Below are 12,506 nucleotides of genomic sequence, written 5' to 3'. Positions count from 1 at the left end.
GGTGAAGCGGAACTACCTCACGAAGGGGTCGACCGCCACGGCGACGAAGAGCAGCGAGACATAGGTGATCGACCAGTGGAACAGCCGCATCTCCTTGAGCTTCCCGCCGGTCACCCCGGCGTTGGCCCGGTTGAGCAGGCCATGGGCCTCCCAGAGCCAGAACCCGCCGGTCAGCAGCGCCACCGCCGTGTAGAACCAGCCGGTGTAGCCGAGCGGGGTCAGCAGCAGCGAGACGGCGACCATCACCCAGCTGTAGATGACGATCTGGCGGGCCACCACCCGGTTGGAGGCGATGACCGGGAGCATCGGGACGCCGACCCTGGCGTAGTCGTCCTTGACCTTCATCGACAGCGGCCAGTAGTGCGGCGGCGTCCAGAAGAAGATGACGGCGAAGAGGATGACCGCGGCCCAGGACATCGAGTCGGTCACGGCGGACCAGCCGATGAGGACCGGCATGCAGCCGGCGATGCCGCCCCAGACGATGTTCTGCGAGGTGCGGCGCTTCAGCAGCATCGTGTAGACGACGACGTAGAAGAGCAGCGCGCCGAGCGACAGCGCCGCCGACAGCCAGTTGACCAGCAGTCCGAACCAGACCGTGGAGATCGCCGCGAGGGCGATACCGAAGGCCAGGCACTCACGTGGGCTCACCATGCCGGTGACCAGCGGGCGCTGCGAGGTACGGTCCATCAACGCGTCGATGTCGCGGTCGATGTACATGTTCAGCGCGTTGGCGCCGCCCGCCGAGAGATATCCCCCGATGGTGGTGGTGAGAACGAGCCACAGATCGGGTACACCCTGAGCGGCCAGGAACATCACCGGAACAGTGGTGATCAGCAACAGCTCGATGATCCGAGGCTTGGTCAGCGCCACGAATGCCTTGACACGGGCCCCGAACGGGCGGTGGCCCCCCGGGCTGGGAGTCAAGGCGACCCCTGCGGGTCGGGACTCGACGGCCGTCACGCACACCCCTGACAGAGAAATCCCAGCAAGCTCCGGGCGTGAGGGCCCGGTAAAGACTTGCGCGAACCAGACCACTGTAGACGTTGGCGGACAGGCCACCCTTCGCGGGGGTGGGGTCGTGTTGAAGTGGCGCGGGAGCACGGCGTCCGGCTCGTCGAAGTGCCCCGGGAGCGGGCGCGCCCGCGCTCGCCGGAGTGACGCGGGAGCGGGGAGACGGACGCGGAGAACGCCAATAAGGGGACAAGCCCGTCGATGCGCATCAGTAGGAGGATGCGCTCATCGGAGGGCGCATCGGTAACAGGGCGCGCTCATCGGAGGGCCCAGAAGTGAGCCGTCGCGCTCATACGGGAGGCGAACTCCGCAGGCCGCCTGCACCCTGGAAAGCAGCCGGAAAATGCGTGTTCCGACGGGGGTAGGCTCGACAACGCCCGGTGCGGTCACAGTCACCGGTTTTCAAACAGTGGAGAGGAGCCCTGACTCAGGGTGAGCACCAAGCCGACCACCACAGATCTCCAGTGGACCGAATTGGACCAGCGGGCCGTGGACACTGTCCGCGTCCTTGCCGCCGACGCCGTACAGAAGGTCGGAAACGGCCACCCGGGCACGGCGATGAGCCTGGCTCCCGCCGCGTACACCCTCTTCCAGAAGGTGATGCGGCACGACCCCGCCGACGCGGAGTGGACCGGTCGCGACCGGTTCGTGCTCTCCGCGGGTCACAGCAGCCTGACCCTCTACATCCAGCTCTACCTGGCCGGCTACGGCCTGGAACTCGATGACCTCAAGGCCTTCCGCACCTGGGGCTCGAAGACCCCCGGTCACCCGGAGTACGGCCACACCACCGGCGTCGAGACGACCACGGGCCCGCTCGGCCAGGGTGTCGCCAACGCCGTCGGCATGGCGATGGCCGCCCGTTACGAGCGCGGCCTGTTCGACCCGGACGCGGCCCCCGGCACCTCCCCGTTCGACCACATGGTCTGGGTCGTCGCCGGTGACGGGTGCCTCCAGGAGGGCATCTCCGCGGAGGCGTCCTCGCTGGCCGGCCACCAGAAGCTCGGCAACCTGGTCCTGCTGTGGGACGACAACCACATCTCCATCGAGGGCGACACGGAGACCGCGGTCTCCGAGGACACCCTGAAGCGTTACGAGGCGTACGGCTGGCACGTCCAGCGCGTCGACCAGCTGCCCAGCGGCGACCTGGACCCGGCGGGTCTGTACGAGGCACTGCAGGCCGCCAAGGCCGAGACCGGGCGCCCCTCGTTCATCGCGGCCCGTTCGATCATCGCCTGGCCCGCCCCGAACGCCCAGAACACCGAGGCCTCGCACGGCTCGGCGCTCGGTGACGAAGAGGTCGCCGCGACGAAGAAGGTCCTCGGCTTCGACCCGGAGAAGTCCTTCGAGGTCTCTGACGAGGTCATCTCCCACACCCGTGAGGCGCTGGACCGCGGCCGTGAGGCCAAGGCCGAGTGGGAGAAGTCCCTCGCCGCCTGGCGCACCACCAACCCGGAACGCGCCGCCGAGTTCGACCGGATCTCCGCGGGCGAGCTGCCCACGGGCTGGGAGGACAGGCTGCCGGTCTTCGAGCCGGGCAAGAGCGTCGCCACCCGCGCCGCCTCCGGCAAGGTGCTCCAGTCGCTCGGCGAGGTCATCCCCGAGCTGTGGGGCGGCTCCGCCGACCTTGCGGGCTCGAACAACACGACGATCGACAAGACGTCGTCGTTCCTCCCGGCGGGCAACCCGCTGCCCGGTGCCGACCCGTACGGCCGCACGATCCACTTCGGTATCCGCGAGCACGCCATGGCCGCGGCCATGAACGGCATCGCGCTGCACGGCCACACCCGCATCTACGGCGGCACGTTCCTGGTGTTCTCCGACTACATGCGCAACGCCGTTCGGCTGTCCGCACTGATGCACCTGCCGGTGACGTACGTGTGGACACACGACTCGATCGGTCTCGGCGAGGACGGCCCGACCCACCAGCCGGTGGAGCACCTGGCCTCGCTGCGCGCCATCCCGGGCCTGAACATCGTCCGCCCGGCCGACGCCAACGAGACCTCCATCGCCTGGCGCGAGATCCTGCGCCGCTACACCAAGGTGTTCGGCAAGGGGGCCCCGCACGGTCTGGCGCTGACCCGCCAGGGCGTGCCGACGTACGAGGCGAACGAGGACGCGGCGAAGGGCGGCTACGTGCTCTTCGAGGCCGAAGGCGGCGAGGCCCAGGTCCTCCTGATCGGCACGGGCTCCGAGGTGCACCTCGCCGTCGAGGCACGCGAGGAGCTGCAGGCGGCCGGCATCCCGACCCGGGTGGTGTCGATGCCGTCGGTCGAGTGGTTCGAGGAGCAGGACCAGGCCTACAAGGACAGCATTCTGCCGCCGTCCGTGAAGGCCCGGGTCGCGGTCGAGGCCGGTATCGGTCTGACCTGGCACCGTTACGTGGGGGACGCTGGCCGGATCGTCTCGCTGGAGCACTTCGGTGCCTCGGCCGACGCCAAGGTCCTCTTCCGTGAGTTCGGCTTCACCGGCGAGCACGTCGCCGCCGCAGCGCGGGAATCTCTCGCCGCCGCCACACGCTGACGCCGTTATACGACTAGTAGGAGATGCAATTCTCATGACAGACGCACTCAAGCGCCTCTCCGACGAGGGCGTGGCGATCTGGCTCGATGACCTGTCGCGCAAGCGGATCACCTCGGGCAACCTCGCCGAGCTGATCGACGAGCAGCACGTCGTGGGCGTCACCACCAACCCGTCGATCTTCCAGAAGGCGATCTCGCACGGCGACGGCTACGAGCAGCAGCTCACCGACCTCGCCACCCGCAAGGTCACCGTCGACGAGGCCATCCGCATGATCACGACGGCCGATGTACGGGATGCGGCGGACATCCTGCGTCCGGTCTTCGACGCCACGGACGGCCAGGACGGCCGGGTCTCCATCGAGGTCGACCCGCGTCTGGCGCACCGCACCGCCGCCACCGTCGCCGAGGCCAAGCAGCTGGCGTGGCTGGTGGACCGGCCCAACACGCTCATCAAGATCCCGGCGACGAAGGCCGGTCTCCCGGCGATCACCGAGGTCATCGGCAAGGGCATCAGCGTCAACGTCACGCTGATCTTCTCGCTGGAGCGCTACCGCGAGGTCATGGACGCCTACCTGGCGGGTCTGGAGAAGGCGAAGGCCGCGGGCCTGGACCTCTCCAAGATCCACTCGGTGGCCTCCTTCTTCGTGTCCCGCGTGGACACCGAGATCGACAAGCGTCTCGACGCGATCGGCACCGACGAGGCCAAGGCGCTCAAGGGCAAGGCGGCACTCGCCAACGCCCGGCTCGCCTACCAGGCGTACGAAGAGGTCTTCGGCTCGGAGCGCTGGGCCGCCCTGGACAAGGCGCAGGCCAACAAGCAGCGTCCGCTGTGGGCCTCGACCGGTGTCAAGGACCCCGCGTACAAGGACACCCTGTACGTCGACGACCTGGTCGCCCCCGGCACGGTGAACACCATGCCCGAGGCCACTTTGGACGCCACGGCGGACCACGGGCAGATCACGGGCAACACCATCGCCGACACCTACGAGCAGGCCCGTGCCGAGCTCGACGCGGTCGCGAAGCTCGGGATCTCCTACGACGACGTCGTCCAGCTCCTTGAGGACGAGGGCGTCGAGAAGTTCGAGGCGTCCTGGATCGACCTGCTCAACTCGACCGAGGCGGAGCTCAAGCGCCTCGCTCCTTCGGAGGGCTGACCACCTTGTCTGGTGTTCCCGGAGCCAACCCGCTTCGTGACCCCCAGGACCGACGGCTCCCGCGCATCGCGGGACCGTCGGGCCTGGTGATCTTTGGCGTCACGGGCGATTTGTCCCGTAAAAAGCTGATGCCCGCCGTCTACGACCTGGCCAACCGCGGCCTGCTGCCGCCGGGCTTCTCCCTCATCGGCTTCGCGCGCCGCGAGTGGCACGACGAGGACTTCGCCCAGGAGGTCCACGACGCCGTCAAGCAGCACGCGCGTACGCCGTTCCGTGAAGAGGTCTGGCAGCAGCTCATCCAGGGGATGCGCTTCGTCCAGGGCAACTTCGACGACGACGACGCCTTCGAGACCCTGAAGGCCACGATCCAGGACCTCGACAAGGCACAGGGCACGGGCGGCAACTTCGCCTTCTACCTCTCCGTGCCGCCGAAGTTCTTCCCCAAGGTCGTCCAGCAGCTCAAGAAGCACGGACTCGCCGACCAGAAGGAGGGTTCCTGGCGGCGTGCCGTCATCGAGAAGCCCTTCGGTCACGATCTGAAGAGCGCACAGGAGCTCAACCAGATCGTCCACGACGTGTTCCCGCCCAACGAGGTCTTCCGGATCGACCACTACCTGGGCAAGGAGACGGTCCAGAACATCCTGGCGCTGCGATTCGCCAACACGATGTTCGAGCCGATCTGGAACAGGTCGTACGTCGACCACGTCCAGATCACGATGGCCGAGGACATCGGCATCGGTGGCCGGGCCGGCTACTACGACGGCATCGGCGCCGCCCGTGACGTCATCCAGAACCACCTGCTCCAGCTGCTGGCGCTGACGGCGATGGAGGAGCCCGGCTCCTTCCACCCGAAGGCCCTGGTCGCCGAGAAGCTCAAGGTGCTCACGGCGGTGGAGCTGCCGGAGGACCTGGGCAAGCACACGGTGCGCGGCCAGTACGCGCACGCGTGGCAGGGCGGCGAGGAGGTCCTCGGCTATCTGGAGGAGGACGGCATCGACCCCAAGTCGACGACCGACACCTTCGCCGCGATCAAGCTGACGATCAACAACCGCCGCTGGGCGGGCGTGCCGTTCTACCTCCGGACCGGAAAGCGGCTCGGCCGCCGGGTCACGGAGATCGCGGTCGTCTTCAAGCGCGCCCCGTATCTGCCCTTCGAGTCCGGCGCGACGGAGGAGCTGGGCGGCAACGCCCTGGTCATCCGGGTCCAGCCGGACGAGGGCGTGACCGTGCGGTTCGGCTCCAAGGTGCCCGGCACCTCGATGGAGGTGCGGGACGTCACGATGGACTTCGCGTACGGCGAGTCCTTCACGGAGTCCAGCCCGGAGGCGTACGAGCGGCTCATCCTCGATGTGCTGCTCGGCGACGCCAACCTCTTCCCCCGGCACCAGGAGGTCGAACTCTCCTGGAACATCCTCGACCCGATCGAGGAGTACTGGGACAAGCACGGCAAGCCCGCGCAGTACCCGGCGGGCACCTGGGGCCCGGCCGAGGCGGACGAGATGCTTGCACGAGACGGACGGAGCTGGCGCCGGCCATGAAGATCGATCTCACGGAAACCACTTCCAGCAAGATCAACCAGGCGCTGGTGTCGGCCCGCCGCGCCATCGGCACCCCGGCCATCGGCATGGTGCTGACCCTGGTCATCGTCACCGACGAGGAGAACGCGTACGACGCGCTCAAGTCGGCCGGTGACGCCTCGCGCGAGCACCCCTCGCGGATCATCGCGGTGATCAAGCGGGTCAGCCGCTCGCCGCGCAGCCGCCGCGACGCCCGGCTCGACGCCGAGGTGCGGGTCGGTTCCGACGCGGGCACCGGCGAGACCGTCGTCCTGCGCCTCCACGGCGAGCTGGCCAACCACGCCCAGTCCGTGGTCCTGCCGCTGCTGCTGCCGGACGCCCCGGTCGTGGTCTGGTGGCCCGAGGACGCGCCCGACGACCCGGCGAAGGACCCGCTGGGCGCACTCGCCCAGCGCCGGATCACCGACGCGTACGCATCGGAGCACCCGGGTGACGAACTCGCGGTGCGCGCCCGGTCGTACACCCCGGGCGACACCGATCTGGCCTGGACCCGCATCACGCCGTGGCGCTCGATGCTGGCGGCCGCGCTCGACCAGCAGCAGGTCGAGGTGGCCTCGGCGACGGTCGAGGGCGAGTCGGAGAACCCGAGCTGCGAGCTGCTCGCCATGTGGCTCGCGGACCGCCTCCAGGTCCCGGTGGCACGCACCCTGTCCGACGGTCCCGGTCTGACGGCCGTGCGGATGGAGACCAAGAACGGCGTCATCGTTCTGGACCGCCCGGACGGTTCGCTGGCCACGCTCTCGATGCAGGGCCAGCCGGACCGTGCGGTGGCGCTCAAGCGGCGGGACACGGCCGAGCTGCTCGCCGAGGAGCTGCGGCGCCTGGACCCGGACAACACCTATGCGGCGACGGTGAAGTTCGGCGTGGAGAAGCTCGCCGGACCGGAGCAGAAGCCGTCCGAGCCCGCTCCCGCCGCCGCCCCGGCCGCCGCGAAGAAGACCGCGGCCAAGAAGGCGGCGGCGAAGTGAGTGCCCCTCAGCTTGTCGTGCACCGCGACAAGGAGCTGATGGCGCAGGCCGCCGCGGCCCGGCTGATCACGAGGATCGTGGACGCCCAGGCCGCACGCGGCTACGCCTCGGTGGTCCTCACCGGCGGGCGCAACGGCAACGGCCTGCTGGCCGCCCTCGCCGACGCGCCCGCCCGGGACGCGATCGACTGGTCGCGGCTCGACCTGTGGTGGGGCGACGAGCGGTTCCTGCCGGAGGGCGATCCGGAGCGCAATGTCACGCAGGCCCGCGAGGCCCTGCTGGACTCGGTGCCGCTGACCCCGTCACGGGTGCACGCGATGCCCGCCTCGGACGGTCCGTGCGGCAGCGACGCCGACGCGGCGGCGGCCTCGTACGCCGCTGAACTGGCCGCCGCGGCCGGCCCCGAGGACCACGGCCCGGTGCCGACGTTCGACGTCCTGATGCTGGGCGTCGGTCCGGACACGCATGTCGCGTCGCTCTTCCCGGAGCTGCCCGCGGTACGGGAGACCGAGCGCACTGTCGTCGGTGTGCACGGCGCGCCCAAGCCGCCGCCCACCCGCGTCTCGCTCACGCTGCCCGCGATCCGGGCGGCGCGCGAGGTGTGGCTGCTCGCCGCGGGTGAGGACAAGGCGGAGGCCGCGGAGATCGCGCTCTCGGGCGCCGGGGAGATCCAGGCCCCGGCGGCCGGTGCGTACGGACGCAGCCGCACCCTGTGGCTGCTGGACGCGGCGGCGGCCTCACGGCTGCCACGCGCGCTGTATCCGCCTGCCTCTTCCTGAGCGGTCGTCAGTGCCGTTGTGCACAGGCCCGGTTCGTCCCTCGGAGCGAACCGGGCCTGCGGCGTACTGGGCACGGCCCGGGTGCGACCGCCGTGACGGGCGCGGCGTGCTTCAGCGGCGGGATTCAGCAGGGGCTAGTGCTGTGGCCGGTCCGGCACCGCACGCGCCGAGGGCGTCGGGCGGGCTCTGCTCGTCGAACCGACGCACGGCCGGGCACCGCGCGGTCACCCGGCGGGCGGAGTGCGCTCCAGGAAGGGCTCCAGCAGGCCCGGAACGGCCTTGGAGGCGAAGTCGAGTCCCTCGTTCGCGTCCGCGTCGTACGCCGTGTACGCGCCCGCTCCGGCGGCCGTCGTCGCGGTGAGGCTCAGCACTCCGGCCCGCCGCTGGAAGTACGTCTGCCTGACCGTCCAGCCGATGACACCGGCCCGCTCCAGGGCGGCGGTCGAGCGCCGCACCGTGCCGGACCGGACCACCAGGTAGTCGCCATGGACGGTGTGTCCCAGGCCGCGGTACGCGTCCCGGGCGAGGAACACCCCGACGGGCAGCCCGACGACAGCGCAGGCGAGCGCGATCCCGAGCAGGACGGGTGTCAGCGACAACCCCAGCAGGACGAGGACGGCGACGGGGGCCACGACGGCCCCGCACGCCCGGCGCAACCGCCGGCCCCGGGCCGCGCGGGGGTGTCCGGTCAGCGGGGCGCCCGTCGGGGACATGACCTCGCGCAGGACGTCGGCGGCCACCGCGTCGGCGACGCGGCGCGGCGCGGCGGGCAGCAGGGTGTTGTGGTCGCCGTGCTGCTCCTCGTCGTCCTTGGCGAGCCCGGTGGTGATCGCGTCGACCCTGGCGGCGCCGAACAGTCGCACGCCGAGCGGTTCGACGAGGTCGACACCGCGCAGCCGCCGCTCCTCGATGGAGACGGAGCGGGAGGTCAGCAGTCCGCGCCGGACGCGCAGGGTGCCGCCGGGTTCGCGCTCCAGCCGGTAGCTCCACCACATCTCGACCCACAGGCCGAGCGCGCCGACGACCCCGGCGGCGACCGCGGCGACGACGAGGATCACGATCATGGTGATCAGTGAGGTGTCCCGGAACCGGTCACCGATCCAGTCGATCACCTGTCCCTGCGCCCCGAACCAGTCGCTGACCTGCATCACCCCGCCGGCCGCCGCGCCGCCGAGCGCGGGGGCGACGAACGAGACCGGTGCGTAGCGGATCCAGCGCGGGTCGAGGGCGACGAGCTCGCCCTCGCGATGGGTGCCCGGGGCTCCGGTGGCTGTACGTTCCAGCAGTTCGCGGCGGAGCCGTTCGCCCTCGGCCCTGGGGACCGGGTCCAGTTCCAGGGTGGATTCGTTGCCGGTGTGCTCGCCGGTGCCGATGCGGACGGTGACCAGGCCCAGGACCCGTTGCAGCAGGTGGGCGGTGAGGTCGACGCTGCGGATGCGTGGCCGGGCCAGTGAGCGCTTCTTGACCAGGAACAGCCCGGTGTGGAGCTCGACCCGTTCGGCGCCGATGCGGTAGCGGGTGCGGCGCCACCGCACATGGTCGCCGGCCGCGGCGCCCGCGATCAGCAGGACGGCACCGGCCAGTACCCAGGCGACCGCGGGTGCGAACCCGAACCGCCCGGAGAGCCCCAGCGTGGTGGGTACGGCCGCGCCGGCCGCCACCCCGGCCGCGAGGAGTGCGCTGAGGAGGACCGTACGCCGGTCCAGCCGCCGCCAGCCGGCAGCGGCATCGGGGCCGTCGGCGCTGTCGTCGTCGGCCGCCGGGAAGACGGTTGTCCCGGCGCTCATGTGGCGTCCCCGGGAATGTCCTGGGTTATCCGGGTCAGCCGCTCGGCCAGCTCGGCCGCCGGCTCATGGCCCAGTCCCTCGATCCGCACCGCGCCCTTGGACGACGCGGTGGTCACGGTGACCGTGGCGAGCCGGTAGAGCTGTTCGAGCGGGCCGCGCACGGTGTCCACGGTCTGGATCCGGGACATCGGGGCGATCCGCCACTCCTGACGCAGCACGCCGGTTCTGACATACACCGCTTCGTCGGTCACCTCCCAGCGGTGGGTGCGGAACCACCAGAGGGGGAAGAGGACGGCGCAGCCGCCGCCGAGGACCGCGAGGACCGCGGCGGACAGCAGCAGCCAGAACCGGGCGGGCTCGATGAGCGCGCCCAGCACGGCCAGGACGACCACCGGTGCCGCGGTCAGCAGCAGCCACCGGGCCCGCCACCAGCCGACGGCCCTCGGGTCCAGGGTGTTGTTCGGCGGCCTCAGCCGCACCGTCCGCTCCCCCGTGGTCATCGGCTCAGCGCCCCCTGCGGGCGCGGTACGCCTCGACGAGTGCGGCGGTCGAGCTGTCCAGCCCCTCGCCTCCCCGGCCTTCGGTCAGCACCGGCTCGATCCTCTTGGCGAGCACCTTGCCCAGTTCGACGCCCCACTGGTCGAAGGAGTCGATGTTCCAGACGGCGCCCTGGACGAAGACCTTGTGCTCGTACAGGGCGATCAGCTGGCCGAGGACGGACGGGGTCAGGCGGTCGGCCAGGATCGTGGTCGTCGGGTGGTTGCCCTTGAAGGTCTTGTGCGGCACCAGTTCCTCGGCGACGCCCTCGGCACGGACCTCGTCCGGCGTCTTGCCGAAGGCCAGCGCCTGCGTCTGGGCGAAGAAGTTGGCCATCAGCAGATCGTGCTGGGCGACCAGGCCGGGCAGCAGGTCCGCGACCGGCTCGGCGAAGCCGATGAAGTCGGCCGGGATGACCTTGGTGCCCTGGTGGATCAGCTGGTAGTAGGCGTGCTGCCCGTTGGTGCCGGGGGTGCCCCAGACGACCGGTCCGGTCTGCCAGTCGACCGGCTCGCCGTCCCGGTCCACGGACTTGCCGTTGGACTCCATGTCCAGCTGCTGCAAGTACGCGGTGAACTTGGACAGATAGTGGCTGTACGGCAGCACGGCGTGCGACTGGGCGTCGAAGAACGCTCCGTACCAGACACCCAACAGGCCCAGCAGCAGCGGGACGTTCTCTTCGGCGGGGGCGGTGCGGAAGTGCTCGTCGACGAGGTGGAAGCCGTCGAGCATCTCGCGGAACCGGTCCGGACCGATGGCGATCATCAGCGAGAGGCCGATGGCGGAGTCGTACGAGTAGCGGCCGCCGACCCAGTCCCAGAACTCGAACATGTTGGCGGTGTCGATGCCGAAGTCCGCAACCTTGCCGGCGTTCGTCGACAGCGCCACGAAGTGCTCGGCGACCGCTTCCTGACCGGCCCTCAGGCCGGTCAGCAGCCAGTCGCGGGCGGAGGTGGCGTTGGTGATGGTCTCGATCGTGGTGAAGGTCTTCGACGCGATGACGAAGAGCGTCTCGGCCGGGTCGAGATCGCGCACGGCCTCGTGGAGGTCGGCGCCGTCGACGTTCGACACGAAGCGGACGGTGAGCGAGCGGTCCGTGAAGGAGCGCAGCACCTCGTACGCCATGGCGGGACCGAGGTCGGAGCCGCCGATGCCGATGTTGACGACGTTCTTGATGCGCTTGCCGGTGTGACCGGTCCACTCGCCCGACCTGATGCGGTCGGAGAAGGACGCCATCTTGTCGAGCACGGCGTGCACACCGGGCACCACGTTCTCGCCGTCGACCTCGATCACGGCATCGCGCGGGGCGCGCAGCGCGGTGTGCAGGACGGCGCGGTCCTCGGTGGTGTTGATCTTCTCGCCGCGGAACATCGCGTCCCGCAGCTGTGCCACCCCGGTGGTCGCGGCCAGTTCGCGCAGCAGCCGGAGCGTCTCGTCGGTGACCAGGTGCTTGGAGTAGTCGACATACAGATCGCCGACCCGGAGGGTGTATCCGGTACCGCGCTGCGGATTGTCCGCGAAGAGCTGCCGCAGATGCGTGGTCCCGAGCTGCTCACGGTGCTTGCCCAGAGCGTTCCATTCGGGCGTCTGGTTGAGCCTGGTTCGGCTAGGTGTATTCATCCCGGATATCAGCCCACTTCTTCTCGTGCCTGCAGATGCCCCGCTGCCTCTCCAACTTAATTGATCAGAGGGGTTGACGAGACGATGGGAAGCTGCGGCACGGCAAAAGCAGTCCGGCCGGGCACCCTGTGGGTGCTCGGCCGGTGAACTTCCGGTGCGAGGCGCTAGATTTCGCCCCGGAGTTTCGCCAGGGCCTCGGCGAGGATGGCCTCGCCGTCCGCGTCGCTCCGCCGCTCGCGTACGTACGCGAGGTGTGTCTTGTACGGCTCGGTGCGCGGCGGGTCCGGCGGGCTGTCCCGGTCCTGACCTGCCGGGAAACCACAGCGCGGACAGTCCCAAGTCTCCGGTACCTGCGCGTCACTGGCGAAGCTCGGCTGCGTCTCGTGCCCGTTCGAGCACCAGAAGGAGATGCGGAGACGTGGCGCGGACTCGCCACGCTCGGCCTCCCCCATCGGCCCCGCTCCGACCCGGCTTCCCCGGATCGCGTTGCCACTTGCCACGGTCGTAACTCCCTGCGTGATGGTGCTCGAAGATGCCCCAGTCTACGTAAGGCC

10 protein-coding genes are annotated in these 12,506 nt (G+C 70.0%); 5 read left to right on the top strand and 5 right to left on the bottom strand.

Going from position 1 to position 12,506, the window contains the following annotated elements; translation table 11 throughout:
• Window positions 1-12: 12 nt before the first annotated feature.
• The gene (locus tag ACF1B9_RS02920; RefSeq protein WP_391739877.1) at window positions 13-966 is read right to left on the bottom strand and encodes a heme o synthase; all 954 of its coding nucleotides are present in this window, start codon (window positions 964-966) and stop codon (window positions 13-15) included.
• Window positions 967-1,443: 477 nt separating this feature from the next.
• Here ACF1B9_RS02920 and tkt point away from each other — a divergent pair, with 477 nt between their 5' ends.
• The 5 genes from tkt to pgl are packed head-to-tail and all read left to right on the top strand — an operon-like array spanning window position 1,444 to window position 8,008.
• A complete protein-coding gene (tkt, locus tag ACF1B9_RS02915) occupies window positions 1,444-3,531 on the top strand; it encodes a transketolase (protein ID WP_391739878.1) in 2,088 nt (695 codons plus the stop codon).
• Between the two features lie 34 nt (window positions 3,532-3,565).
• Window positions 3,566-4,684, top strand: coding sequence for a transaldolase (tal, locus tag ACF1B9_RS02910; protein WP_391739879.1), 1,119 nt, complete (start codon window positions 3,566-3,568; stop codon window positions 4,682-4,684).
• A gap of 5 nt (window positions 4,685-4,689) precedes the next feature.
• Window positions 4,690-6,222, top strand: a complete 1,533-nt coding sequence (gene zwf / locus ACF1B9_RS02905; protein WP_376282907.1) for a glucose-6-phosphate dehydrogenase — start codon at window positions 4,690-4,692, stop codon at window positions 6,220-6,222.
• On the top strand, window positions 6,219-7,229 hold the full coding sequence (gene opcA / locus ACF1B9_RS02900) for a glucose-6-phosphate dehydrogenase assembly protein OpcA (RefSeq protein WP_391739880.1): 1,011 nt from the start codon (window positions 6,219-6,221) through the stop codon (window positions 7,227-7,229). Before zwf ends, opcA begins: the two co-directional genes overlap by 4 nt.
• Window positions 7,226-8,008, top strand: coding sequence for a 6-phosphogluconolactonase (pgl, locus tag ACF1B9_RS02895; protein ID WP_391739881.1), 783 nt, complete (start codon window positions 7,226-7,228; stop codon window positions 8,006-8,008). The genes opcA and pgl overlap by 4 nt, the downstream gene beginning before the upstream one ends.
• A gap of 224 nt (window positions 8,009-8,232) precedes the next feature.
• Here the strand turns inward: pgl and ACF1B9_RS02890 are convergent, their stop codons facing one another.
• The 4 genes from ACF1B9_RS02890 to ACF1B9_RS02875 form a co-directional block, all read right to left on the bottom strand.
• Entirely contained in the window at window positions 8,233-9,795 is a 1,563-nt protein-coding gene (locus tag ACF1B9_RS02890; protein ID WP_391739882.1) for a PH domain-containing protein, read from the bottom strand.
• Window positions 9,792-10,295 carry a PH domain-containing protein gene (locus ACF1B9_RS02885; protein WP_391739883.1) on the bottom strand — a complete coding sequence of 168 codons (504 nt, stop codon included), beginning with the start codon at window positions 10,293-10,295 and terminating at the stop codon, window positions 9,792-9,794. The genes ACF1B9_RS02890 and ACF1B9_RS02885 overlap by 4 nt, the downstream gene beginning before the upstream one ends.
• A gap of 4 nt (window positions 10,296-10,299) precedes the next feature.
• Entirely contained in the window at window positions 10,300-11,952 is a 1,653-nt protein-coding gene (gene pgi, locus ACF1B9_RS02880; RefSeq protein WP_391739884.1) for a glucose-6-phosphate isomerase, read from the bottom strand.
• A 164-nt stretch (window positions 11,953-12,116) separates the two neighbouring features.
• Window positions 12,117-12,452, bottom strand: a complete 336-nt coding sequence (locus ACF1B9_RS02875) for an RNA polymerase-binding protein RbpA (protein ID WP_072483070.1) — start codon at window positions 12,450-12,452, stop codon at window positions 12,117-12,119.
• Between the last annotated feature and the right edge of the window lie 54 nt (window positions 12,453-12,506).

The organism is Streptomyces sp. NPDC014727, assembly GCF_043083485.1.
GTDB lineage: Bacteria > Actinomycetota > Actinomycetes > Streptomycetales > Streptomycetaceae > Streptomyces.
This window is presented reverse-complemented; position numbering and strand designations above follow the sequence as displayed.

What these genes read in the sequence shown, in the direction of transcription:
- tal (WP_391739879.1), top strand. Translation starts at nt 3,566, where the DNA reads ATGACAGACGCACTCAAGCGCCTCTCCGACGAGGGCGTGGCGATCTGG.
- opcA (WP_391739880.1), top strand. Translation starts at nt 6,219, where the DNA reads ATGAAGATCGATCTCACGGAAACCACTTCCAGCAAGATCAACCAGGCG.
- ACF1B9_RS02890 (WP_391739882.1), bottom strand. Translation starts at nt 9,795, where the DNA reads ATGAGCGCCGGGACAACCGTCTTCCCGGCGGCCGACGACGACAGCGCC.
- ACF1B9_RS02885 (WP_391739883.1), bottom strand. Translation starts at nt 10,295, where the DNA reads ATGACCACGGGGGAGCGGACGGTGCGGCTGAGGCCGCCGAACAACACC.
- pgi (WP_391739884.1), bottom strand. Translation starts at nt 11,952, where the DNA reads ATGAATACACCTAGCCGAACCAGGCTCAACCAGACGCCCGAATGGAAC.